This is a genomic window from Listeria farberi (assembly GCF_014229295.1).
In the GTDB taxonomy this organism is placed as follows: Bacteria; Bacillota; Bacilli; order Lactobacillales; family Listeriaceae; genus Listeria; species Listeria farberi.
The window spans coordinates 48675-75188 of record NZ_JAARZL010000007.1 but is presented as its reverse complement, the minus strand read 5'-3'; the positions used below and the strand labels follow the sequence as shown (position 1 = coordinate 75188).

The following is a 26514-nucleotide window of genomic DNA, read 5'->3' as shown; positions in this document are numbered from 1 at the left end:
CCAGAACTAAATGTTATTTTCTCTATTTTGTTATATAACTTTGTAAATATTTTGCTGTGTAAGAGTCTTTATTTTTCAATAAATCAATTGGGTACCCTTCAAACAATATCTTTCCACCTAAATTACCTCCTCGAAGTCCCATATCAATAATCCATTGAGCATTACTAATAATTTTGAGATTGTGCTCTAAAACAATTAATGTTTTATTTTTTTTCAAAAGTTTATTAAATAATAGAAGTAAATTATCAATATCAATTTCATGTAGCCCTGTTGACGGTTCATCTAATATTAATATATTTGAAGTATCTTGATAAATTGTCTTAGCTATCTTTAGGCGTTGAAGTTCCCCGCCGGAAAACGTATCTAAAGACTGTCCTAGCTTGATATAACCCAAATTAACATCAATTAGGTCTTGCATGACTTTGGTTAATTGGCCATCGTCAAATAAATTTATCACTTTATCGACTGGTAATTGTAAGATATCATAGATATTTAAGCCGTGCCATAAAACAGAAAGAGCCTCATCGTTATACCTTTTTCCGTGGCACCCCTCACAAACTTGTTCGACATCCCCCATATAAGCTAAGTCTAGCTTAATATATCCTTTACCTTTACAGATAGAACAAGCTCCTTTTCCATTGTAGCTAAACAGAGATGCACTTTTGCTTGAATGATGAGCGAAGATACTTCTAAGCTTATCAAATATGTTTAGATACGTAAGCACATTTGAACGAACACTACCACTTATCTGACTCTGGTCTAATATACTTGCTTCAGGATATCTATTTTTAAAAAGATACCTAATTAAGGTGCTTTTACCGGAGCCAGCTAACCCTGTTACAACTGTTAATGATTGCTTGGGTACTCTTATCGAAACCTTTTTAACATTGTGCAAACTAGCATTCTCTAATTTATAATAACCAGAGAAGTTTTTTCTTTCTGGATTAATATTTACCTTCGTAGATAACACTCTCCCAGTAACTGTATTTGATTTCAATAATTCTCCGTAGCTTCCTTCAAATGTAATAGTTCCACCTCTATCGCCGGCTCCTTGTCCTATCTCAATGATGTGATCTGCCATTTTGATAATATCTGGATCATGATCAACCAGCACTACGGTATTTCCTTTATCTTTTAGTCCTTTAATTATTTTTGATATTCCGTGAACGTCTTCGGGGTGAAGTCCGATACTCGGTTCATCAAAAATATATAGAACATCACTAAGCGCGCTACTGAGATGTTTGGTCATTTTTATTCTTTGAGATTCTCCTCCAGAAAGAGTTGCAGTTGGGCGATTGAGAGATAAATAACTTAAGCCTACATCCTCTAAACTTTTTAATTTTTTAATTAAATCCTCCAAAATTATCTGAACGGTAGGAGACTGAATACCTTTAATGAATTCTATTAATTCAACAATAGTCATGGTTACACAATCTGCAATAGATTTTTCATTAATTTTTGCAGAACGAACTAGTCTATTCACTCTAGTTCCTTGACAACTTGGGCATTCTTTAACTTCTAAAATACGTTTTAATTGCATAGTATATTTATTAGCCGCTTTTTCGATGAAGTTTTTAGTAATTCTTGGAATAATACCAACATAAGTTGCTGTCTTTGGCCATTTTTCCGTAGGATTGATGGGGGAGCTTCCACGATTGTTTAGTAAAAGTTCCAATTCAGTTTTATTATAATCTTTAATTTTTTTATCATTATCAAAATTACCAGATTCTGTATATCTAGTCAGTCGCCATCCACCTGGCTGAAAAGTAGGAAAGTCAATCGCACCATCATTTAAAGACTTGTCAAAATCAATCAGTTTAGATATATCAATCTCTTTAACCTCACCTAATCCTTTACATGTCTCACACATTCCTTTTGGATTATTAAACGAGTATGTCATAGAGTAGCCTATAAATGGGATGGCAATTCTTGAAAACAAGAGTCTTAAGCTCGCATAAATATCTGTTACAGTGCCTACTGTTGAGCGCGCGTTATCCCCTATTTTTTTTTGGCTAATCACAATAGAAACTGGTAAATTTTCTATTTTATCAACAATTGGGTGCGGATAATGCGGCAGTAGCTGTTGAATATAACTGGAGTAAGTTTCATTTAATAATCTTTGAGATTCAGCAGCTAGAGTATCAAAAACCAAAGAAGACTTACCAGAGCCGGAAACCCCAGTTACGACACTGATTTGATATTTAGGAAATTTAAGAGAAATATTTTTTAAATTATTTGTTTTGGCTCCTTCTATAGAAATAAAACTATTCATAATCTCTCAACCTTTCTAATTTAAGCGCATTCAAATATTTTTCCGCTAGGGATTTAAACTGCTCTTTTTCCTCCGTTTCAAAAACTGTATTTGCAACTTGTAAAAGATGAGCGTGTCCACTATCAATTTGAGCTAGTAATTGGTGTCCGTCTTTTGCTAGAAAAGTTAGTAACTCCCGACCATCTTTATCATTTGGCTTCTGTTTAATATAGTTCATTATTTTTAATTCTTTTAATGCCTTTGATAGTTTTGTTCTGCTAGTTCCAAGTAAAATACTGATTTTGGAGGGAAGCATCTCGGACTCTGAATTAAGAAGATTTAAGATATCATATTGAAGCCAACTAATGGTTTTCGGATTATTTCTAGTCCTTTCTGCGACCAATTCACACTGTAAATCCTTTAGCACATTTTCTAACTGAATCATTTACTTGTCCTCCTCGATATAGTTTCTATATAGAAACTATATCAAAAAAGCAATTAAATACCAAGCGCTAATAGTTAAACAGATATAACTTGCCCATCCTAGAGATTAGTTCGTAGCTTGATTCCTCTTATCGGCATTCCAAAAAGCCAAAATTCTTAATTTAACAAGGATTTTGGCTTTTTTACAATCATTATTTTGAAACTTTACTCATACATAAAAATCTAAATCATTTTTCTTTGCTGAAAATTTTAAAGCATATTCAGCATCATCTGAAAATGGTCTGGAAGCAATTTTTACTCTAGTATATTTCTTAGGGCTGATTTAATCACTTTGACACCTATTTCTTCATCAACAACTACACAAAATATATTTAAAGCAAATTGCTTATTGGGATTCGCGGTTTGTCCTATGTCAAAACCATCTACAATTCCTAAACCTTTCCAACCCAGATTGTCATTTAAAACATCTGTATAAAAGAAATTTCAAAAGATAATATAACTCGCAATTATTTTCTGATTGTATACAAAACCCAATTTCCCTTTTCTTTCTCCACTACTTCTCTAAAGCCAATTTCTTTCAAGAGTGCTGTTAGTGTAGCATTTGTTTTATATTCGTCCATATGATAATCAATTTTGTCTTTTTCGGACGACACTATTAAAACACCTTTTTGTGACATGACCCGATAGATTTCTTCAAACCCCTTTTTAGGATTATCCCAATACATATGGGTTTGTATGGCATAAACTACATCGAAAATACCCGCTTGATAATTCATCGATGCAACATCTTGTACAGATAGCTCTACTTTGCCATTATTTATTGCTTTTTTATTCAAATTTGTGGCTGTTTTATAGGAATCTTCAGAAATATCCACACCATAAATAGTTAAATTTTTATTTAGTTCAACGAGGTTTTTAACATTGGAGCCGCCGCCGTAACCAATATCTAATACATAATTAACATCGCTTAGTTCAGTATTACTAATGGTCCACTCACTCAAATCTTCAAAATAGGATGACCATATTTTCGTAGTAATTTCACCAATAATCCCATGCGGGTTCGCCGCTTGTTCGCTTAAATAGTTAATTAATGGTTTATATAAAATAAAACTCAAACCGATGATACCTCCCAAAATGATTAACGTTATTTTCTTTCTTTTTGTTATTTTCATCATAATTAAAGTCCTTTCACGGGTCTTTAGTTTTGAAATAGTTGTATTTATATTTCAAAACCATTGTATAATAATCCCATCTTACAAGTCAATAACTTTTGAAATTTACTGCTTCATATTTCAAATTAAATGCTTTTGTGTTATATTATTACTGAAGATAAGATTAGCTTAGGGAAGTGTTTAGGACATGAATAATTATGAAAAAAGAACACTAAAAAAGAAGACTGCAATTATTCAGGCAGCCCTTTCTTTATTTGGAAAACAAGGTTTTTCTGATGTAAGTATTAAAGATATTGCAAGTCTCGCTGGGGTCTCCCAAGTTTCTATATATAATTATTTCGGAAATAAGGAAGCTCTCGTTGCTGAATGCGCTAAAATCATTATGCAAGATACGATTACTTTAGCCGCAGAAATATTAGTTTCTGAAGGTAGTTTTACAGTCAAACTAGCACGCGCCATCCAGCTTTGCCAAGCGGAAATCAACGTGTCTTTAAGTAAATTTATATCTACAGAAGCCAGCAAGGATTCTCAATTTATAACACTTTTAGTAAACAATATTAACAAGTTAAAAAAAGATATTTATATGGAATATGTTGCCGCTGGAAAAAAAGCAAAAGTAATCAATAACGACATTTCTGATGATGTAATCCAACTTTTCATTGATTCTATTAATGGATTAGGTTTAACAGTTCCAGAAGAAGAACTAGAGAAGAAACAAGCGGAGATTATTCATTTATTTTTGTATGGGTTGATTGGGAGATAATTAGAATACGAAAGACACATATAGGAATGCTAAGATAAAATATCCATCCTATATGTGCCTTATTATATATAGCTGTATCAATTTATAAGTATCTTTCCACTACTGGAATAATCTTATCTGCATGATTAAAAATGTCAATCACATCAACAATCTCTATTGTAGTTTTTCCTTCGTCATTTATCACAAAATAAGTTCTTGCATTATTCATATATAATCTTAAAACCCATTTTCTAATATTATTATCTATAATTATGTTAAAGTAAGATTTATTATCTCTATAAAAGATTCTAGAAGTATCGATAGTATCCTTGAGTAATAATTTAGTTGTTGTAAATGCTTCAATTTCTGCTTCAGTGGTAATAATATCTTCTTCATCGTCATTTACTTCTATTTGAGGAACTTCTAATTCTTCTACTGAAACAGATGTATTAAGCGCTGCATTTAGTTTACTATTCACTTGATCTGCAATAAATTGTCTAAATCCTCTTTTTACAACAGGGGTAAATTTATCAATAATTACTTTTGTTTTCATTCCATCATAAATCTCTCCAAGAATAAATTTAACAAATTCTTCGCTTGGATCATTAACCTCTTTAGTCAAAAATTCTTTGACAAAATTAAGATATTTTAAATCGGATGCTGCTTTTGAAATATTGTCTACATCAAAATTTTCTTTTTGGAATTTAAAAATTTCAGAAATTTGAACATCTTTTATTTCTGTGAGCACAAAGGAAAAGAACGGTGTTTTATCCATTTTATTCGGTTCTTCTAAATCAGTATAAAATCGATATTCATTCCCGTTAGTTAAAATTCCGAATTTAGCTGTTGTAGTTCCAAAATATCTAAATAACTGTGAATCATGGTTTTTTAGATCTTCCTTAATAGATTTCGCTTCAATTAAAATAATGGGATTGTTATTATTTAAAATAGCATAATCTACTTTCTCCCCTTTTTTTATCCCTACATCTGCAATGTACTCTGGAGAAAATTCAAGCGGATTAAAGACATCATATCCTAACAATTGAAAAAAAGGCATAATTAATGATGTTTTAGTCGCCTCTTCTGTTGTGATTGAATCCTTAAGCGCAGATACTCTTTCTCCTAATTTTTTTACATCTAATAACAGCGTTTCACTATCCATTTTCATCGTCTCCTATTTATGTATTATTATTCACATTTATTTCTAAATGGAATAACCGCTCAAACAAGTTAAGTGTAATATAAATTTCTTTATCCGTCTATTCTTTTTAAAATATCACAAATATCAAGTGTTAAAATACACATTTATGGATTAAAAAATAGGTATAATTCACAAAAAATAAATACTAAAAAACAGAAACCCTCTAATATAAAAGAGAATTTCTGCTTTTTTAAAATTTTATTTCTTCTCAACCAATCTAAAATGTTGCCACGGTAGAATGGTATCTAGTAAATAACGCTCTTCTGGAACAATTCGAGCAACAATATTGGTATTGCCTGAGTTTTCCATTTCTTGAAGGGCTACTTGCATTTCGCCTTTGTAGCGTTCGTAGCCGTCGTTGTCGATTGTTACATCGCCTTTTGCAATGGTATTTGTGTCATGTGCAGGGAAGTCAAATTGTTTGAAATTAACACGGGTCATTGTCGAGCGTAAAACATACTCGGAAGCATCGCCACGGTTGAAATGTTTTTGTGTTAAGACAATTTCTTTTTCCACATCTGTTGCACCATCTAAAAATTCAACAGCGAGTTGTAATTCATTGCGGTTTAATTCGCTTAAAGCGCGTAATTCATCTTCTGAAGCGAACATATTACCTACAATGACATCATCAATAAGACCAGTGTTCCAAAGATCTTTCGCTTGAACCGTAATGTCCACGCCACGATGTTCTTCCATTGTTGGAAGCCCGCCATCTACAACAAACCATGGGCCGAATTCGCCGCTGTTAGAAGAAACGAAAGCGGCTGTACGTAAGTTTAAGTCTTTGAATTGCTTACTTGTACGCAAGAAATGTTCTCTAGAAAGACCAGTATATTTTCTTGGGTAGAAGTTGTGACAACCAATAATATTTCCTACGTTTGCTTGGTATGATAGAATATTTTCCACGTAGCGAGTACCATTACTGATGTTTAGCTCGATTTTTAGGTCTGTATCGTCAAATGACATAGCAGCCTCTTCTGAACCAGAGAAGCCCAAATCAAGACGAAGCCCTGCTAAACCAAGTTCTTTAAAGCGATCTAATTCTTTATAAGTGATATTTAACGATTCAAATACAGTCGGATCAACATCAGCAATAACATCAAATCCTAGTTCTTTAGCGCGTTTGCAAATTTTCTCTAATTTAGCAAATTCCGCTTCGTCATTAGCAGAAATCAAACACGTGAAAATGCGGCTAAAACCATATTTTGCAGCTGTTTCAATGTATTCTAATGATTCTTCAAGCGCTACGTGTTGCGGAAATACGGATATTCCTAATTTTCTCATTTAAATCATCCCTTCAAAAGCTTATTTAGAACGGTATAAATCAACAATTTCTTTTGCTAAATCTTTAAAAGTAATAGCATTCATTAAGTGATCTTGTGCGTGTACTAAAAGCAAAGAAACTTCTGCTTTTTCACCGCGCGCTTCCCCTTGAATTAATGAAGTTTGTGAATGATGCGCTTCAAGTAGTGCCGCTTCTGCATTTTTGATTTGCTCATCTGCAACGTCAAAATCCCCTTTTTTTGCCGCTTCGATTGCTAACATTGCATCACTCTTGGCGTTACCCCCGTGTACGATTAATTGCATAATTGTTTGTTCTAATTCCATTGTTTACACATCCTTTTCATTTATCAAAACTGTGTCTTTTTCCTCTTCAAGCAGTATCTAAACTTGAGGTGATTAGTTAATCATTGCTAGTGCATCATTTAGCACTTTTTCGCCGTCCATTGTCCCGTAGTCAATCCCATTAATAATTGCAACTGGAATACCTAATGGATCCAGTACCCGTTTCAAATTCTTCTCTAAAAAACGAACTTGTGGAGCAAGTAAAACGACGTCTACATTGCCTTTATACTTATCAAAATCAGCTTCTGCAACTGCTATTACAGTGGCATCTACCTGATTGTTTTCGATAGCTTCTGTCATTTTTTTTACAAGAAGACTTGTGGACATACCGGCCGAGCATACTAACATGATGTTTTTCATTTCATAAACCTCCCCGTTTGAAAAGCTGCACGTATATATAATATGCAAGATATGTGCCAACTTTTCTTGTTATAAGTTGCTTCCGTTCGAACTTTCCACTTACACAAGTAAAAAAGCCAAGTGTGTAAGACAATACACACTTGGCAGGTTTTTTTCTAGTTTACTTCTACCTGATTAGAGAGCATCATCTGAGTTAAATAAGCAATTTCTGATTGTGGGATAACGATATCATACTCAATTTCAACATTTTCCATCATTTGTTGCGTAATCTGCATTTCAACCATATGATTTTTTGCAAATTCATTTAAATCTGGGAACTCTCTATCTACCGCGCCTAGTTTAACACGTTCAATTAGGAAAGCTAAGTGAAGAATCATACCGATATCTACACCCGATTCAAGAATTACATTAAGTTGCAGCTGTAGTTCTGAAATCACTTTTCTGAGGAAATAAACAAGTTGTTCAGCAGAACTCACGGCTTGTAAATTACCTTCTAATGAGGCGATTAATTTTTCATAAGGTACTTCATCGTTTAAAATTCTGGAAACAATTCCTAAACCGCCTTCTGATAGTACTTCAAGTGCGCTAAAGAATGGAATATCACGATATTCAAAAGCAACTGAACCCATAATTGCTAGAATATTATACTCTTCCATCAGTTGATCAATCCGCTCTCTGAAAGCTTCTTTATGCAAGAACTGTAAAACGATAATTTCGATTTTTGTTTCATCAATAATTGGCGCTACGACTTTGCGCAGTTGTTCAGCTACCCCTTCACCAGTAAAACAAGTAAAGATGACAGCATTTTTCACTGGCTTAGCTCTTAATACATGCGCTTTATATTTATTTTCAAATAATTGCTCACAGCTTTGGTAAATATCTTCTAAGCCACGACCTAAAGATGCTTTTCGCATTGCTTCAAGCACTACAGGTGTACTGACCATTGTTACCGTTTTCGTGCGGATACCGAGTTCTTCTGTAAGCATATTCCCAAATGAAGTGAGTGAACCCATATCAGAAAGTATCAACACACCTTTGACAGGATTTAATTTAATGACGGTTTGTTTTAGTTTTTCATACATCGCTTTCACTTCAACTGTTAGAGGCATATCGAGGGCAATTCCGCTTTCAATGCTTAGTAACTCTTGCACGGTTTCGACCATACTTGTTGCAGTGGACCTGCCATGCATCATGACTATTACTTCAACTTGATTTTCCTGAGAAAGCGCTGTATCTACTACTTCCTCTGTCAAAAACATTGTCAAAAATCCGATTTCATCAAAAGGAATCTCAATGCTAAGTTCTTGTTCAATCAATGCGGATAGATCAATTGCGACTTGGAATTCTTTTGGATATTTTTTACGGATATTATTTAAATCAGGATGAATAATATGTTTTTGTTCACGAACTCGTTCAATCGTGCTTTGTAAATGCAAGGAAAAAGCGAATTTCATTTTTTCATTATATTTACGATTTAATTTTTCTTCTGCCATTGTGTAAACTTTTTCTGTTAATTCCCAAACTGCTGGCGCGATAATTTCTTTGGCTGTTTGGTGGGTAGGTAATTGGACCATATAGTCGTGGAAATATTGATCCACATCGACATAAAGCGCTTCTTCTAACTCACTTTGGTCTTTACCTTCTTTCATTAACTGGTCTGCTTTTTCTTGGATGGCATGGTAAACATCGTGCACATCTTCCACTTCAGCAGAGGCATCACTTGTATCAACAAATTTAAAAATCGCTTTATTAACGTCAATTAAGCGGTTTAATTTTTCTGGTTCGTCTTTTAAATGTAGCAAGCCTTTTTGGACGTGAATAGGTAAGTCATCTTGTTCGATTAAAATATAATTGGCCGTTTTTGTTTTATAATGTAAGAATGCTTTGGCACAGGCTAATTTTAAATCTCTTTGCAATTGACCAACGTTGGCGCTTGCATGATAAAGTAAAAAGGCAATGAGTGCTTTTCGGTGTACGCGAATGGATTGATGCAGTCTGATTGCTTCTTGGTTTAAGAAAAACTCGACTAATTGATAACGTTCTTCTAAGTTTCTTTCAGCAAGGGATGGCAAGGTAATAGTCATCGGAATACGTCTAGTGAACGTTTCTAGTAAAAAGTTATCTGGTGATTCTGTTGTTGCACCAATGATTTGCACTTGCGCATGATGAACGTTAGCGCTTTCTCCAAGTGGCCGAAATTCGCCTTTATCAATGAAAGTGAAGAGCATTTCTTGTCCTTCTGGAGGTAAACGGTGAATTTCATCTAGAAATAAAATACCGCCATCTGCTTTTTTTAGTAAACCTTCACGAGTTTCTTCTGCTCCTGTGTATGCTCCTTTTATAACACCAAAAATATGACCGAATAAAAGTTGCGGGTTTTGCGCATAATCGGCACAATTAAAGGATATAAATGGCGCATCAGCGGGAATAGTCTCAGATTCTTTCGCGAATTGATACATACATTCCGCAAAAAGGGATTTCCCTGTCCCAGTCCGACCTAAAATCAAACTATGAAGTCCATTTGGGGGATATAGTATCGCCGCTTTTGCTTGTTGGATGCTTACTTTTAAGCTATCTTCTGACCCAATTAATCTTCCAAATGCAGACTCTTGATAGATCCCTGTTACTTCTTCTGCTTTAGAAGTAGTTTTTAGTGCCTGATAAAATACTGGTTTCCCAGGAAGTTTGTCTATTCTTTTTTCTTTAAAAAGATCATTTAGATAACGACTAGCGTTTGCTCGGTCCATTTGAAGCAATTCTGCGACATCCGCTGCAGATACTTTTTCTTCTTTTCCATTTAGAAGTTGGAGGACTTCTTCTTTTCTACTAGACATCTACTCTACTCCTTTTTAAAACTCTCTATTTCCATTATACCTTTTTAAATAGCATACTCGCAACGATAAAAATTAAGTAAAAAAAAGCGCGAATGCTTTTCTATCTATCAAGAAAGAAAAACATTCAGCACAGTTTATGATTTTTTAAAATTATTTGGTTTTCTATTAGTTTTATTCGGTTTGTTATTCCTTGTTATTTTAGAAGAACTGGTAGACTTTTCTTTACGGAAAGGTTTTTTCGTTTCTTCTTTTTTACCTTTTTGAACTTGCTTCGGTGGTCTAGTTGCTTTTTTGGCAATTTTATTTTCTGGAACTGCTCCGTCGAGAAGTTTTCCTTGATAAAATCGAACTTGTTTGCCTTTTAGATGATGGATAGTTAAATATTGTTTTAACGTTCTGATTTCACGAGGGTTGGCAAAGGTAATCACCGTACCTGTTTTTCCCATTCGTCCAGTACGACCTGAACGGTGCGTATACTCTTTTTCGCTTGCTGCTAAGTCATAATGAATCACATATGGTAAATCTTCTATGTCTAGTCCACGGGCCGCAACATCTGTTACGATTAAATAAGTTAACGTGCCTTTTTTAAAGTCGTCCAAATATTTTTTGCGTTTTTCTTTACGAATTTCGCCGTGGATTCCAGCTGCTTTTACTTTATCATAATGTAGTTTTTCTAATAAAATTTCCATGCGTGGTTTATCTTTCACAAAAACCAAGCCTCGCATATCTTTTATGTGAGAAATTCGGCGCAGCAGAGTCGCTTTATCGCGTGACTCTACATCCATGTATAAATGCTCTACGTTCGTTAATTCTTCTGGTTTTGCTGTTACTTCAAGCATCACTGGTGTTTTTTCTGTTTGTAAGAAAAAGGCTTCAGGATTTTCCAGTTTTGTTGCGGATACTAATGTCAATTGACGATCGCGCACAGCACTCTCAACTATTTCTAGAGTACTTTTGAAGTTCTCTTGGCGAAGTAATTGGTCACACTCATCCAAAGTAATCGTTTTAATTTCGTGCATTTTTATTTTCTTTTGTTTGATTAGTTCAAGTGCACGACCTGGAGAGGCTACGATAATTTGTGGTTTTTTCTTCAATTTTTCGATTTGCCGTTTTACATTGGCTCCCCCGATTAAAGAGATTACTGTGAGTTCATCACTTGGTAACCACGAACGGATTACTTCCGTGATTTGCATAACTAATTCATGAGATGGCGCTAAAACAAGCCATTGCGTTTTTGGAATTGCTTCTATTTTTTCAAGAGTTGGCAGTGCATAAGCGACTGTTTTCCCCGTTCCAGTTGGTGACACTGCGAGTACATCAGCCCCGTCTTTAATTGGTTGGTACATCGCACTTTGAATCTCAGTTGGCGTTTCATAACCATGTTCTTTCCATTTTTCCGCCCAAAAGCTAGGGATATTTGATTCTGTCATGACCCGACTCCTTTATTAGTTCTTCTCTGTATCATACCATGCTTACTGCAAGTCTGCACTTTTATTTAGAATTTTTGTTGCTAGAAAAATGTAAACAAGAGCCATCAAAAGATTAAAACCCAGCTGGATAAAATTAAAATGAACACTTGAAAAAAGGGAATAATAAAAATGGATTTCTGAGCTACTTTTAGGTAAAAAATCTGTTCCGATAGATATTTGAATGGCGTTAATTAGTACAAAGTAGACTAACGCGCCCATAAAACCAACGCGGAAACCATTGACTGGTACCATACTCAAAGCTGTTGCTAAAAAAAGGATACATACTAAAGAAAAAGTATTAAGACCCATCGCTAAAAAAGTATCAAAAATGATATTTAATATTACTGAAAAAGACATCTCTGCGCCACCTATTATCGCCAAGCTAATTATAATCACAAGAACCCCAGCCGTTAGAATAGCCGTTTCGATTAAGACGATGATTAATTTATTCAATAGAATTTTCCAAATAGGTATTTCTGTTTGAAAAAACAAGTAACGGTTTTCATCGTAAATCCCAGATCGAGCTGCTGCCAAAAATAAAAGTAACCAAATAAGTAACCAACTAGCACCAACAAACCCTATTAAAGCTATGAAAACACCATCGCCGGACCCAAATACAACTCCGTCTATATCTGATTCCATTACAAGCGGCTCAGATAAGCCATTTCCTAATTTAGAAAAAAGGCCAATAAGTAAACTAATCAGCCAACCAACAAAAGTTGCAAAAAATATGTAACGATGCGAGTTCCATTCTAATTTCCAGTGTGCTTTAAGCATGCCCAAATACCTCCCGATAGTAATCCACCACTGATTTACTGTATTCTTCCCGAAGTGTTTCTGTGTCTATTTGCTCGATTATTTTGCCTCGTTTCAAAAAGATAATTTCATCAAACATCATTTCCATATCTTGGATTAAGTGTGTTGTGACAACAAGAGTTGCATCTTCTTTAAGAAACGTCGCGATGCTTTTAATTAGGTCATCGCGCGAAATCAAATCAATTTCTGAAAATGGCTCATCCAGCAAATAAAGATCTACATCTCGACATAAAATAAGTGCCAACATTACTTTTGCAGCATTGCCTTTGGATAAGTATTTGGTATTTTCTTTTACGTTGATTCCCATTGAATGAATCATTTGTTTTGCTTTTTCTTGGTCAAAATCCGGAAAAAAGCTCCGATAAATTTGAAAATAGTCACGAATAACCATATTAGGCAGAAAATCTTCACTCGGTAAATAGGCGATTCTGCTGTTTTCTGCTAAGTTTATTGTTCCTGATGTTGGTTTAAGCAGACCAGATATGGCATTTAACAAAGTCGTTTTTCCCGCGCCATTCGGACCAAGTAGCCCGATGATTTTCCCTTTTTTAAAAGAGAGGTTAATGTCATTTAATGGTTTTCTTTTTCGATATTTTTTCGTTAATTTCGTGATTGTAATAAGATTTTCATCCATGGTTGCGGCTCCTTTTTATTAGTAATTCTATTGCTGTCTGATCATCTAAACCGATACTTTTCGCTTCTTCCAAAAAGCGATTTGTAATTTCATCTGCTAACTCTTTTTTTAATTGGTCGAAAAGTGCTCTGTCGGAAGTGACAAATGACCCCATTCCGCGTTTTGCATAAATATAACCCGCTCGTTCTAACTCTTGATAAGCACGGCTAACGGTATTAGGATTTACTGCAAGCATTACGCCCATTTCCCGAACAGAAGGCAACTTATTCTCCTCCTTCCATTCACCTGTAATCATTTGTTTTTTCATCCAGTCGACGATTTGACTATAGATTGGTTTATCTGTATGAAAAGTCGGATTCATCGCTACCTCCTTTTTAAACGAAACTAGTGTATTAAGTAAATAGTACACTTGTGAGAAAGTATTTGTCAAGAATAAAAAAAGCTAGAAATCGCGAGGGTTTCTAGCTCTTCAACATTATTTTTCTGCGTCAAACCAAATATCGTTTTGGTGGCGTAGTTCGTTTGAAACACGTAATACTTTTAAGCTTAAATCGGCCAAGTATTCGTATGTATCTCGGTCCCCTTGTTCGATAATTCTTGCAAACTCAGCTGCTTCAAATTGCATATCATTAGCGACAACTGGACCAGCCAGTTCTGTTTCTTCTTTTGTCGCATTATCATAAAAAGTAATTTTTTCAATTCCTGTAAGTGGATCTACAATTAATGTTCCTTTTTGACCGTAGATTTCACTTGGTAAGAAGGATTGTGAATTTTTTCCTTGAATGATAGTGATATTGAAGGATGGATATTCAAGAACAATTGGCCCAAGTCCGTCTACACCAGTTGGTAATTTCGTTGCAAAATAAGTTGCTTTAATGGGTTCACCAAATAGTGTAATTGCTGAATATAATGGATAGACACCTAAGTCAACTATCGATCCGCCAGAGAATTTCAACGAGAAAATATTTGGTTCTTCTCCGTTTAAAACTTGATCGTATCTGGAAGAATACTTCATGTAAGCAAGTGTTGCGCCGTGAATTGTGCCAACTTTTTCAATGTTTTGTTGTAATCGTTTGAAGTTTGGTTCTTGAATGTGGCGTGCTGCTTCAAATAAAAAGACATTGTTTTCACGAGCAATTTGGTGCGCATGCTCTAATTCTGCTACGGTAGAAAAAATCGGTTTTTCTACAATAACATGCTTTTTATTTTTCAGTAAGCTCACTGCATGCTGATAATGAAGCGCATTGGGAGAAGCAATATAGACAGCATCAAGCGCATCTGATTTTCCCATTTCTTCGATATTTGTAAAATAAGTTAACTCGCCGTATTTTTCTCCAAATGCGCGTGCTTTTTCTTCTGTTCTTGAATAAACAGCAGTTAAATTCCATTCGCCTGAATTAATTGCGCCTTCAATAAAAGAATCCGTAATCCAGTTCGTTCCCATAATTCCTAGTTTCATTAGCCAACAGCTCCTTTCATTTTATCTTAAGTATACCTTAAAATAAGGAAAAAAGCGTACTAACTGTTTGAAACAGATGGACCACTGATTCTAGTTGTATAGATTATTTCATTTTCAGCTTTTTCACCCTCGAGAAGTTCGACAAGTTTATCCGCAGCCACTGCTCCCCATTTGTACTTCGAGTATTCGATAGTAGCTAGACGCGGCACTAAATATTCGCTAATATCCGTATTATCAAAGCCAATAATTCGCACGTCTTTGCCAATTTCTAAATCCGTTCCAGCAAAATAACGATACATCCCAATCGCCATATTATCGTTTAAAGCAAAGACGGATACAGGTGCTTTCCAGCCTTTAGCAATAATTGCCGCTGCTTTTTCACCACTCTCTTCGGAAAAATCACCTTCAATAATATGCACTTTTTTATCATTCGAACGAGCCAGTTCTTGTTTTGCTGTTTCTAGACGGACTCTTGCATCATAAGAATCTTCCGGGCCGGTAATGACATAGAAGTCACCTTTAAAATTAGTTGATAAGTAATCAATTGCTAGTGTTGCGCCGCCTTTATTATCTAGAAGGACTTGGCTCACGTTCTCATGGGTAAGTTCGCGGTCAAGCACAACTAATTTATGACCACGATTGGCATAATTAATGATCTCACTTGAAGGAAAATTTGCATCTAAAATAATAGCGCCATCAATCATTTTCTCGGGTAAAAAACGGTGTGTTTTTGTACCACTGCAAGCAATTAGTTCATATCCATGTTTGTATAGCGTCTTCGTTAAACCTTCTAGTAAAGTCCCGTAAAAAATTCCGCCGTAATTCGTTAAATAAACGCCGATAATTTTTGTTTCTCTTGTTTTTAACGTTCGCGCTGCCATATTGGGAATATAATTCAATTCATTTGCGATGGTCATAATTCGTTTTCGCGTTTTTTCGGTTACTTTCGGGCTGCCATTAAGCGCGTAGGATACTGTTGAAATGGAAACCCCTGCCTTTTTCGCGATATCTTTGATTCCTACCACATGAATCGCATCCTTTTCTGTTTTCTTTTATTATACACAAAACAACCTTAGAGACGGTTATTTTTTTGAAATTTAATCGTAATTTGTGAACATTTTGTCGTTAAGTTCTTTTTCGCTAAGATGAGCGCGCCATTTCGGTATAGATTCGCTTCATTTTCAACAGGCTGTGCTTCACCGTTAACTATAATTCCAGGCTCATCGGCACTTTCAAAAGTAATATCTAATGGATAATTATCTAGTTCCATATGGCATTCTAACCCATCCAGTTCTTCTGGTAAAATTGGGTCAAAAATAAGCGCATATTCTGTTTGTCGAATACCAAGAACAGAACTTATTAACTGATGTAAATAGATTCCTGGACCGCTAGAATAAATCCGCCAGCCGCCTTTCACCGGAATGTTGCCTTCTTTCACGCGACTAAACTCATTTTGCGCCTGATAGCGATCTAAAAATGCTGCATCAGAACTACTAAAATAAGTGTTACTTTGACGAAGTGCCGCATTTGGAACAACTTCTTTAATATTAATTGGATTAATGACATCAAGCATATGCCAAGCGGATTTATCGCCAATTTTAGCTAAGGCTTCAATATAACGAATATGCGCATGCACGTATTGCAAACCAACTTCTCGGCCAAAATTGGCTGCTTGTTCAGCTCGTTTAAAATGAGTGCTCACGCCACCAGCATAATGTGCTGGCTCGCTCATTAATCTTACGCCATCAGGATGAAGTAAATGCTCGTCAATAATTTCAAAATTACGACTGGCTTGCTTTTTATCGACTAATTCGGCAATGACACTGCGCGTAAGTGGAATTAAGCGATACTTAATATTCGTTTCTTTATCTTCCGGGTGAATCATCCAAACTGGCGCTTTTCCTTCTTCTAAATATAGGAAGCCTGGAATAACATCGGTATCATTTGTCATATATTTCGTAAAGTCCGCTTGAACATTTTTTGCTAGCCTCTCGTATTTCTCACCTACTGGTAAGAATGCAGCTAAACGTCTAAATGTTTGATAAGTTAGCGCGACCGTCCAGCTGGACACCATGTTTTTCTTAAGCTTTGCATTTGCTGGTTGAAGTGTGTCATCCCAATCACCATCGCCGTAATTAGAAAGAGCCGTTCCTTTCATAAAGCGTGCTTCGATTGTTTCTACTGCGAGTTCAATGTGTTCAAGAAGAGTTCCTTGCTCTTTTGTAAAGGTTTTAGATTCGCGGTCAACAAAAGGAATAGCTTCTTCTAAAATCCCTGTATCTCCGCTCATTTCCAAGTAATCACCAATAATTTTCAGAGGCCAAACAATAACATCACCATGGCTCTCTTCTTGCTGAATCGATGTATATTTATCAAACATAAACCATTGTGGCCAATCACCAGTATCTTGATATTGATGAGAAAAAATCGTCAACACTAGCTTACGTAAAACAGCCTTATTGCCCGTTGCAAGGAAAAATTCAAATGGACCTTGACTCACATCACGCGTACCCCAAGCCGCCCCGCTATACTGCTCTAACCCATGCGGCGAGGCATAGTGTACTAACATTTGATGTGCATACCAATAAACCGTTAAATTTAACTTTTCCGCTGTTGTACTTTGATGATTTAAATGGAACTGAGCAGTTAATTCGTCATAGCTAGCGCGAATTACTTTGTTGTTTGCTTCTAAATCCTCCGTTGGTTTCGAAAATTCATCGGTGAGTTTTGCTTGAACGTGGAAAGTCGCTTTATCACTTGGTTCAAAAACAAACACATCCAAACCTGCTGTTCCTGTGTATTCTTTCGCAAAATAACGTTCGTCAGTCAATTCATTATAAGTTCCATCTACGCGGAATTGAAGTGCCGGATAGGTTTCTAAAATCGGCGAGTCTTCTGCTGGAAAATAAGTGACGATTCCATCTTTAATTTCTTTTTTCACGGTAGTATCGTATTCATTTGTTCCCATAGTTACTTGATTTGTTAAGACTAATTTATATGAGTGACCTTTTTCCGAATGAACGGTGACGAATGCCTCTTTACTTTCAGCAGTTAATGTCGTTTGCACCGTGATTAGGTCGCCGTTCCACTGATAATACCAAGTCGAGTAATTCGTACTAGTTTCCCAGACAGACGGTACGCCAAGTAGTCGAAGTTCGGAATCTAACTCGATATAAATTCTTAATCCACTTGTTTGAAGAATATTAAGCGGATTACGAGCATGGCTATTCCATTTGTTCATATTCGTATTTCCAGCAACTAATTGTGATAAAAATGCCCCATACATGTACGTTGTTGCCGAAAGAGTCGCTTCTGGATTTAACACATCGACTTTATCAAGCAAAATACTGCCATGTGGGCGTTCTAATTCTACTTCTTTTTCGCGCATCACAACATGTGCATAGTTTGGTGTGAAAAAGGAAAGCAGCGCGCCGTTTTGTTGTTCTTCTTGAATCCGGTCCGGGAATTTCTCTTGGAGCCAGCTGTCAGAAATTGTTTCGCCGGTAATTGGAGTTCCTATATGTTTATTTAGTATAGCTTTAGTACTTGGTTGGTAAGGTTGCTTGGAAATATTACTTTTTAGTTCTGCTAAATTTTCGATTGGTGCTCCAGATGCTTTTGGTTGATTTTCTGTTGCATACCCGTAAAAGCTTGTTTCACCGTGATTAGTAAATAGCTCTGTTTGTAAGGAAATTTGAGCGAATTCATATTGGTAGACTCGGTTTGGCAATGATTTCCCCTTAAGGTTAGTTAGTTCGCTAGTCAGTTTATAATTAGTTCCATAAATATCAAAACCATCTGTTGCATACCCTACAATTTTCGTTAATGCTCCAATTTGAACTGCTGGGAAACGCTCATTTTGTGGTTGGTTTTGGCGGGCTTGAACCGTGAAACCAGTCGCGTCTTCTGTCACATGATAATCAATATACTGCGACATATAAGCTTCATTTGTTCTCACTGCCGCTTGTTCTGCAAGCCCTAAGTCTTGTAAGTAAACAAGATCAAACTCCAAATCCCCGTCCACTGTAACATCATAAAACCAACCGCGCGGGTGAAAATGCATTTGCACGTTATAACGAAATGGTCCAACTACACCGCGATACTCCACACCGTTTTCATTAAAACTAACTTCCGCATCTCTGTTAAGTAGTGGATAAATTTCTATTTTATCTCCTAAATGCGCGCGTACATATATTTGCGACAGACGATTCTCTAATGGATTTTGAATTACTTGATTTAACATAATATCTTTCCATTTTAGCCAAGCAAGCTCTCCGCTCGGATAAAATGCGGCTGATAAATCCGCTTTTTTAATTTCTTTTAACATTGTCACACATATCCACCCACTTCCACTTCAAAAACGTCTACATCTTCACTACTAGTTCCAACAAAAACTCGGTGAAGCCCCGGTTCCTGCACTTTTTCAAGTTGATGGTTATAGAATGAAAATGCCTCGCTTGTTAATTCAAATGTAACTGTTTTTTCTTCGCCAGCTTGAAGCGCTACTTTTTCAAAAGCTTTTAATTCTTTGACAGGACGCGAAATGCTCGCTGTCACATCTTGTAAATACACTTGGATTACTTCTTTTCCAGCAATTTCACTCGTATTTTTAATAGTTACTTCCACATGAAGCGATTCGCCTAGGTTTAATTCTGTCGGAAGTTCTGCCGTTTTCAGTGCAAATTCGCTATAGCTTTTTCCGTAACCAAATGGATAAAGTGGTTCATTTGGTATATCAAGATAATGCGACACATAGCGTTCACCTTTATTTTCCGGTGTTTGTGGTCGTCCAGTGCGTAAATGATTATAATAAACCGGAATTTGACCCGTTGTTTGCGGGAAGGACATGGATAATTTCCCTGAAGGATTACTTGTACCACTTAATAATTCTGCAGTGACACGACCTGCTTCTGTTCCTGGGAACCATAATTCAAGAAGCGCATCACTAGATTCTGCTAATTCTTTCACTTCGAGCGGTCTACCATTAAATAATGTAATAACGACTGGTTTTCCTAGTGTTTGGACGAATTTTGCTAATTGATATTGTGCTTCTGGTAAACGAATAGTAGCAAGACTTCCTGCTTCACCGCCCCATTCATTTTTTTCACCTAGAGCAAGCACGACAACATCCATATTCTGTACTGTCGCTTTCACTGCTGCTTTGTCTTCTTCTGACAATTCAGTGTACCCTGTTGAAACGATCTCAACTGTTTCAAATACTTCACGCAAACCTGTTTCAACATTGATACCATCTTTTTCTTCGCCGTATACATTCCAACCGCCGAGAATATCAGGTGACGTTGCAAGCGGACCGACTAAGGCAATTTTTGCTTCTTTAGCCAGTGGAAGTAATTGGTTTTTATTTTCTAATAACACAGCGGATTCAACGCCTGCTGCAAGAGCTTTCCCACGACTTTCATCGGTTAAAATGTCTTTTGTGCGGTCGTTATTTTTTAATCCGCGATATGGATCTTCAAATAGTCCTAAATCATTTTTTAAAGTTAACATCCGAAGTACTGCTTCATCTAAAAGGCTTTCGGATAATTTGCCTTCTTCAATTAAACCTTTTAATTCATGGATATAACAAGTCGTCATCATTTCTAAATCAACGCCTGCTTCCATCGAAAACTGTGCAGCTTCTTTAGGATTTCTGGCTGTTCCGTGATTAATTACCTCGGCAACAGCGCCCCAGTCAGAAATAAGTACACCATCAAAATCCATTTCACCTCGTAGTACATCTCGGTTAAGCCATTTGTTCATTGTTGCTGGAATCCCGTCCACCACATTAAATGCTGTCATAACTAATTTAGCTCCGGCTTGAATTGCTGCATGATAAGCTGGTAGATAATTTTGATATAGTTCGCGCGTAGACATATTAACTGTGTTGTATTCCAGTCCAGCCTCCGCAGCCCCGTAAGCCGCAAAATGTTTGACACATGCCGCCATCTGCTCCAAGTTTTCATGTAGTTTACTCGCATCACCTTGGTAACCATCTACCATTGCTTTTCCAAGTTCACTATTTAAAAATGGATCCTCACCAGTTGATTCCATCACACGTCCCCACCGAGGGTCCCGTACTAAATCAAGCATTGGTGAAAAAGTGACATGATGCCCATCTGCCGTTGCTTCAAGCGCCGAAACTTCTGCCATCACTCGAACAGTCTCCCGGTCAAAAGAACAACCAAGTGCAAGTGGAATAGGAAAAACCGTTTTATAACCATGTATAACATCCGCCATAAAAACAAGCGGAATTCCTAATCGATTCGTTTTTAAATAAGCTTCTTGAATTCCAATCATATCAAGTGCCGAACTTGATCCAAGTACCGAACCCGCATTTTCAGTATGCGCATCCGTTAATTTCATTTCTTGAAGAAGTGGCCCAGTTAGTTCTGTATTTTTGCTTGTACCTTTAAAAAGAAAAGGCGAAAGTTGAAGACATTGAGCGATTTTTTCATCTAAGGTCATTTGACTAACTAATTCTTGTACTTTTTCTTGTTTCATAGGAACCTCCTGCACACATTTTTCGAAACGTTTCTATTCAAATATAACAACAGTATAAGCGCTTTCTTTTCTTTAGTCAACCAAAACTAACATTCACATGGTGAAAACATCCGATTTTTCTATTTCTTCTATATTATCTCGTTTCCAAAAAAATCCATTCAACAAGTTTCTCACTACCGAAAACCATTGATACACAACAGTTAATCTCTATAATTTAAAAATAAAATAACAATTTACTTGAAACCGATTACATTATATACTATAATAACCTTGTCGAAACGTTTCTATAAAATATTGTGTATGTGAATTTATTTTCACAATTTGCTTCATCCCGTACGGCGCTCAAGTTCCGTACAACAGTTTTTATTCTTTAACAGCTTTTAGCTAGTCAAGTTGCTTTGAAAAAAACAAAAAAATGGAGGAAAAATCATGAAGAAAAAGATGTTTGTCGTATTAGCTTTAGTGTTATCGCTTAGTTTGGTATTAATGGCGTGTGGCGGGTCAAAGGATGATGTGAATTCCAGCGATTCTAAAGTATTAAATGTTTGGGCAATGGGAGATGAAGCCAAGTCATTAAAAGAACTCGCACAAAAATTCACGAAAGATACTGGCATCGAAGTCAAAGTTCAAGTTATTCCTTGGGCAAATGCACATGATAAATTACTTACAGCTGTTGCTTCTAAATCCGGTCCTGATGTAGTCCAAATGGGAACTACTTGGATGCCTGAATTTGTCGAAGCTGGTGCGTTACTAGATATTACAAAAGATGTCGAAAAAAGTAAAAATATGAATTCTGATTTATTTTTCCCTGGTTCCGTGAAAACAACTCAATTTGATGGCAAAACTTACGGTGTTCCGTGGTATGCAGAAACTCGCGTATTATTCTACCGTACCGATTTACTGAAAAAAGTTGGTTATAATGAAGCGCCAAAAACTTGGGACGAACTTTCCGACGCTGCACTAAAACTTTCTAAACGTGGTAAAGATATGTACGGCTTTGCCATTGATCCAAACGAACAAACGACTGGTTTCATTTTCGGACGTCAAAACGGCTCCCCTCTTTTCGATAAAGATGGGCAACCAGTATTCAATAAAAAACCTTTCGTAGACACTGTTACTTATTTAGATAGTTTCATTAAAAATGGTTCCGCGCCAGACACTGACCTTGGTTTAGATGCATCTCAAAGCTTCGGCGGCGACGGCATTGTGCCAATGTTCATGAGTGGTCCTTGGATGGTTAATACACTGAAAGACACTGCCCCTGACATTGACGGAAAATGGGCAACTGCTGTACTACCTAAAAAAGAAAATAACGAATCAAGCCTTGGTGGCGCTAACCTTTCCATTTTCAAATATAGTGATAAGAAAGATGATGCTCTAAAATTCATGGACTACATGAGTCAACCTGATGTGCAATTATCTTGGTTAAAAGATACAAACTCCATGCCAGCTCGTATGGATGCTTGGGAAGATGATATGCTGAAAAATGACCCTTACTACAAAGTATTCGGCGAACAAATGAAAACAGCTGAACCAATGCCACTTATCCCACAATTTGAGGAAATCGCTCAATTATATGGAAAATCTTGGGAACAAATTTATCGTGGTGGTGCAGATGTACAAACACAAATGGATACTTTCAACGATCAAGTAGAAGCACTTCTTAAAAAATAACGAATAAAAAGGGCAAATGATTTATTCTGCCATTTGCCCTTTTAGAATGGACTGGATGTTATGAAACAATTTTTAAATAAAAATACACCCTATTTGTTTATATCGCCAGCACTGTTTTTACTTCTTCTGTTTTCCCTACTTCCGATTTTGCTTGCTTTTGTCATCAGTTTTACGGACATAGATTTAGTCGGGCTTGCCGATTACTCTAAAATTAACTTTGTTGGTGTGGACAATTACGTCAATATTATGCAAGACCCGGTATTTTTAAAATCTATTTTTAACACGCTTTTCTATGTAGTTATTGGCGTTCCACTGGTTATCGTTTGCTCGCTTGGTATTGCGCTTATGATTAACTTTTCGCAAGCAAAGATTTTCCAATTTTTCCGGTTAATTTTCTATACTCCTTCAATTACAAACGTTGTCGCTGTAGCCGTTGTTTGGAGTTACTTATATAATCCGCGCTTTGGTTTACTTAACTATTTGCTTTCGTTTTTAGACCTAGGACCAGTTCCATGGTTACAAGACCCTACAATTGCAAAATTATCCCTGATTATCCTAGCTGTTTGGCGAGCAATCGGTGTAAATATGATTATTTTCTTAGCCGCACTTCAAGGCATTCCACGTGAATATTATGAAGCAGCCTCACTTGACGGAGCAAATAGCCGCCAACAACTATTTAAAATTACTGTTCCAATGCTTCGTTTCGCGATTTTCTTTGTAACAGTTACAACAATGATCGGTTGGTTACAATTCTTCGAGGAGCCGTTCGTTATGACAGAAGGTGGACCACTTGATAGTACAAACTCTGTCGCACTCTTTATTTATCAAAATGGTTTCCAATTAAGTAAATTTGGTTATGCCGCTGCTGGATCGTTTATCTTGTTTATCGCGATTATTATTATCACGATTATTCAATTCCGGATTCAGCGCAAAAATAATGATGGGGATATTTAAGAGAGGAGTGTTTATAAATGAATCAATATAGACAAAAGTCGCGCGGCGCTCAAATTGCCGTCATTAGTATTTTAACGGTTGGCGGATTCTTTATGATTTTACCGTTCATTTGGATGGTGCTCTCCTCTTTGAAAACGGATGCTGAAATTTTAAAAATCCCACCTACTATTTGGCCAGAAACTTTTACACTAGATAATTTCACCAAACTATTCACTGAAATGGACTTTGCTATTTACTTAAAAAATACGTTAATCATTGTGTTCTTCTCGTTTTTCGGTTTATTTTTAAATGCGATGGCGGGTTACGGCTTTGCTAAATTTAAATTTAAAGGGAAAAACAAGTTATTTTATCTTGTTCTGGCTACGATGATGATTCCAGGGCAAGTAACAATGATTCCCGTTTACTTGCTGCTTAATGCGGCTGGATTAACGAATACAATGACAGGGATTGTGCTTCCTGGACTTGTTGGTGCATTCGGGATTTTCTTATTCCGACAATTTATGTCAACCATTTCCGACGATTTACTAGAAGCAGCAAGGCTCGATGGTGCTAGTGAATTTTACATTTTCTGGCGGATTGTTATTCCGATTTCCAGACCAGTGCTTGCGGTTCAAGGGATTCTTACCTTTATCGCTGGTTGGAACTCGTTCTTATGGCCGTTAATTATCGCCAACGACGAAAAATTCTATACCCTATCAGTTGGACTTCAATTATTAAAAGGTCAATATGGTAGCAACTATGCCTTACAAATGGCTGGGGCAACCTTCATGGTTATTCCAATCATCTTAATTTTCATGACTTTCCAAAAATATATTTTAAAAGGCTTCAATGTTTCTGGAATGAAATAATGGACCAAAAAAGAGCTTACCCTTTTTTAGGATAAGCTCTTTTTTATTAAGGTAAAAATGTTTCACCCATCAAGTAAAAGTCAACTTCACGAGCCGCTTCTCTTCCTTCTGCAATTGCCGTTACTACTAAGCTTTGACCATGACGTGCATCGCCGCAAGCAAATACGCCTTCTTCGCTTGTACGGTAAAATCCTTTAGCAGCATCAATTGTATGGCGTTCTGTTTTTCCTACACCGAAGTTTGTAAAAATATCTTCTGTTGTACCTGCAAAACCGATGGCGATTAAAACCATATCTACTTCAAAATATTTTTCGCTACCTTCTACAGGAATATATTTCCTTTCTTTCTTGTTTTCCACTACTTCTATAGTATGCAGTCCTACAAGATTGCCCGCCTCGTCTTTTTCAAAAGATGTAGTATTAATGAGATACTCACGTGGATCTCTTCCGTATACCGCTTCTGCTTCTTCGTGCGCGTAGTCCATTTTAAAAACGCGTGGATATTGTGGCCAAGGATTCTCTCCAGCACGTAATTCAGGAAGTTTATCTTGAATACCAAATTGATAAATACTTTTTGCACCTTGTCTTAGTGCAGTTGCTACACAGTCGGCGCCTGTATCCCCGCCACCGATAATTACCACATTTTTATCTTTAGCAGAGAGGGTTTGGATCCCGCCGTTGTCCAAATTATCCCGCGTGCTTTGCGATAAATACGGAACAGCAAAGTGAATACCAGCTGCATCACGTCCAGCAAGTGGGATATCGCGTGCATTACCGGCTCCTGTCGCAAGAACGATAGAATCATACTCTTCGCGTAGTTCTGCAAAAGTAACATCTGTCCCTGCTGCAACACCTGTGACGAATTCGATTCCTTCTTCCGTCATCAAGTTCACTCGGCGCGTTACTTGTTCTTTCTCCAGTTTCATCGTTGGAATACCGTACATTAATAAGCCACCAATGCGATCACTTTTTTCAATGACCGTTACGCTATGGCCAGCTTTATTCAATTGATCGGCGCAGGCAAGTCCAGCCGGTCCTGATCCAATTACAGCAATTCGTTTACCGGTACGTTTTTTAGGAGGAGCCGGTTTAATCCAGCCTTCTTCAAAACCTCGGTCAATAATCGCTTTTTCGATGGATTTAATCCCTACAGCAGGTTCCGAAATTGCCACCGTACAGCCACCTTCACACGGTGCCGGGCAAATTCGACCAGTAAATTCTGGAAAATTATTTGTTTTTAATAGTAATTGTAATGCCTCATACCAGTCCCCTCGGTAAACAGCATCATTCCACTCTGGAATTAAATTATGCAGCGGACAACCTGATACGCCGTTTTTAATCTCCATTCCTACACTACAAAACGGTACGCCACAATCCATGCAACGAGCCGCTTGTAAAGTTAAATCTGCTACCGGCATTGGTAAACTATATTCGTTCCAGTCACGGGTCCGACTTTTCGGATCACGCCCTGGAGAGGGAATTCGGTCATATTCCATAAATCCAGTTGCTTTTCCCATGGTTTCACTCCTC

21 protein-coding genes and 1 pseudogene are annotated in these 26514 nt (G+C 36.6%); 4 read left to right on the top strand and 18 right to left on the bottom strand.

Features of this window, described 5'->3' with window-relative positions; genetic code table 11:
• Positions 1-22: 22 nt before the first annotated feature.
• From HCB38_RS14315 to HCB38_RS14300, 4 genes and pseudogenes are all read right to left on the bottom strand, one after another.
• Complete coding sequence (locus HCB38_RS14315; protein WP_185638867.1) at positions 23-2272, bottom strand: ATP-binding cassette domain-containing protein; 2250 nt, start codon at positions 2270-2272, stop codon at positions 23-25.
• Positions 2265-2696 (bottom strand): MarR family transcriptional regulator, encoded by a 432-nt coding sequence (locus HCB38_RS14310; RefSeq protein WP_185320027.1) that lies wholly within the window; start codon positions 2694-2696, stop codon positions 2265-2267. The genes HCB38_RS14315 and HCB38_RS14310 overlap by 8 nt, the downstream gene beginning before the upstream one ends.
• A 207-nt stretch (positions 2697-2903) precedes the next feature.
• Positions 2904-3166, bottom strand: a pseudogene (locus HCB38_RS14305) (hypothetical protein); the annotation flags it as partial.
• A gap of 35 nt (positions 3167-3201) precedes the next feature.
• Positions 3202-3870 carry a class I SAM-dependent methyltransferase gene (locus HCB38_RS14300; protein WP_185638866.1) on the bottom strand — a complete coding sequence of 223 codons (669 nt, stop codon included), beginning with the start codon at positions 3868-3870 and terminating at the stop codon, positions 3202-3204.
• Positions 3871-4054: 184 nt separating this feature from the next.
• Between HCB38_RS14300 and HCB38_RS14295 the strand changes: the two genes are divergently transcribed.
• The gene (locus HCB38_RS14295) at positions 4055-4630 is read left to right on the top strand and encodes a TetR/AcrR family transcriptional regulator (protein ID WP_185638864.1); all 576 of its coding nucleotides are present in this window, start codon (positions 4055-4057) and stop codon (positions 4628-4630) included.
• An 82-nt stretch (positions 4631-4712) separates the two neighbouring features.
• Here the strand turns inward: HCB38_RS14295 and HCB38_RS14290 are convergent, their stop codons facing one another.
• The 13 genes from HCB38_RS14290 to HCB38_RS14230 form a co-directional block, all read right to left on the bottom strand.
• The gene (locus tag HCB38_RS14290; protein WP_185638862.1) at positions 4713-5777 is read right to left on the bottom strand and encodes a type I restriction endonuclease; all 1065 of its coding nucleotides are present in this window, start codon (positions 5775-5777) and stop codon (positions 4713-4715) included.
• Between the two features lie 231 nt (positions 5778-6008).
• Positions 6009-7094: a DUF871 domain-containing protein gene (locus tag HCB38_RS14285; protein ID WP_185638860.1), complete on the bottom strand. Its 1086-nt coding sequence runs from the start codon at positions 7092-7094 to the stop codon at positions 6009-6011.
• 21 nt (positions 7095-7115) lie between these two features.
• Positions 7116-7418, bottom strand: a complete 303-nt coding sequence (locus HCB38_RS14280) for a PTS sugar transporter subunit IIA (protein ID WP_003722196.1) — start codon at positions 7416-7418, stop codon at positions 7116-7118.
• Positions 7419-7490: 72 nt separating this feature from the next.
• Complete coding sequence (locus HCB38_RS14275; protein ID WP_185620017.1) at positions 7491-7796, bottom strand: PTS sugar transporter subunit IIB; 306 nt, start codon at positions 7794-7796, stop codon at positions 7491-7493.
• A 155-nt stretch (positions 7797-7951) separates the two neighbouring features.
• Positions 7952-10630, bottom strand: a complete 2679-nt coding sequence (locus tag HCB38_RS14270; RefSeq protein WP_185620019.1) for a sigma-54-dependent transcriptional regulator — start codon at positions 10628-10630, stop codon at positions 7952-7954.
• A gap of 134 nt (positions 10631-10764) precedes the next feature.
• Positions 10765-12060, bottom strand: coding sequence for a DEAD/DEAH box helicase (locus HCB38_RS14265; RefSeq protein ID WP_185320021.1), 1296 nt, complete (start codon positions 12058-12060; stop codon positions 10765-10767).
• A gap of 42 nt (positions 12061-12102) precedes the next feature.
• Positions 12103-12876 carry a hypothetical protein gene (locus HCB38_RS14260; RefSeq protein ID WP_185638858.1) on the bottom strand — a complete coding sequence of 258 codons (774 nt, stop codon included), beginning with the start codon at positions 12874-12876 and terminating at the stop codon, positions 12103-12105.
• Positions 12869-13549, bottom strand: coding sequence for an ABC transporter ATP-binding protein (locus HCB38_RS14255; RefSeq protein ID WP_185638856.1), 681 nt, complete (start codon positions 13547-13549; stop codon positions 12869-12871). Before HCB38_RS14255 ends, HCB38_RS14260 begins: the two co-directional genes overlap by 8 nt.
• The gene (locus HCB38_RS14250; protein ID WP_185320018.1) at positions 13542-13910 is read right to left on the bottom strand and encodes a GntR family transcriptional regulator; all 369 of its coding nucleotides are present in this window, start codon (positions 13908-13910) and stop codon (positions 13542-13544) included. Before HCB38_RS14250 ends, HCB38_RS14255 begins: the two co-directional genes overlap by 8 nt.
• Before the next feature lie 114 nt (positions 13911-14024).
• Positions 14025-15008, bottom strand: a complete 984-nt coding sequence (locus HCB38_RS14245; RefSeq protein WP_185320017.1) for a Gfo/Idh/MocA family protein — start codon at positions 15006-15008, stop codon at positions 14025-14027.
• Positions 15009-15067: 59 nt separating this feature from the next.
• The gene (locus HCB38_RS14240; protein WP_185320016.1) at positions 15068-16033 is read right to left on the bottom strand and encodes a LacI family DNA-binding transcriptional regulator; all 966 of its coding nucleotides are present in this window, start codon (positions 16031-16033) and stop codon (positions 15068-15070) included.
• A gap of 47 nt (positions 16034-16080) precedes the next feature.
• Positions 16081-19341, bottom strand: coding sequence for a 1,2-beta-oligoglucan phosphorylase (locus HCB38_RS14235; RefSeq protein WP_185638854.1), 3261 nt, complete (start codon positions 19339-19341; stop codon positions 16081-16083).
• Positions 19338-21509, bottom strand: coding sequence for a glycoside hydrolase family 3 N-terminal domain-containing protein (locus HCB38_RS14230; RefSeq protein WP_185638852.1), 2172 nt, complete (start codon positions 21507-21509; stop codon positions 19338-19340). Before HCB38_RS14230 ends, HCB38_RS14235 begins: the two co-directional genes overlap by 4 nt.
• 429 nt (positions 21510-21938) lie before the next feature.
• On the opposite strand from HCB38_RS14230, the gene HCB38_RS14225 reads away from it, so the two are divergent.
• The 3 genes from HCB38_RS14225 to HCB38_RS14215 are packed head-to-tail and all read left to right on the top strand — an operon-like array spanning position 21939 to position 24985.
• Positions 21939-23183 (top strand): sugar ABC transporter substrate-binding protein, encoded by a 1245-nt coding sequence (locus HCB38_RS14225; protein ID WP_185608197.1) that lies wholly within the window; start codon positions 21939-21941, stop codon positions 23181-23183.
• Between the two features lie 60 nt (positions 23184-23243).
• Complete coding sequence (locus HCB38_RS14220; RefSeq protein ID WP_003762776.1) at positions 23244-24137, top strand: carbohydrate ABC transporter permease; 894 nt, start codon at positions 23244-23246, stop codon at positions 24135-24137.
• Between the two features lie 17 nt (positions 24138-24154).
• The gene (locus HCB38_RS14215; protein WP_003729785.1) at positions 24155-24985 is read left to right on the top strand and encodes a carbohydrate ABC transporter permease; all 831 of its coding nucleotides are present in this window, start codon (positions 24155-24157) and stop codon (positions 24983-24985) included.
• A 46-nt stretch (positions 24986-25031) separates the two neighbouring features.
• Here HCB38_RS14215 and HCB38_RS14210 read toward each other — a convergent pair whose 3' ends face one another.
• Positions 25032-26501 (bottom strand): glutamate synthase subunit beta, encoded by a 1470-nt coding sequence (locus tag HCB38_RS14210; RefSeq protein ID WP_185608198.1) that lies wholly within the window; start codon positions 26499-26501, stop codon positions 25032-25034.
• Positions 26502-26514 lie beyond the last annotated feature (13 nt).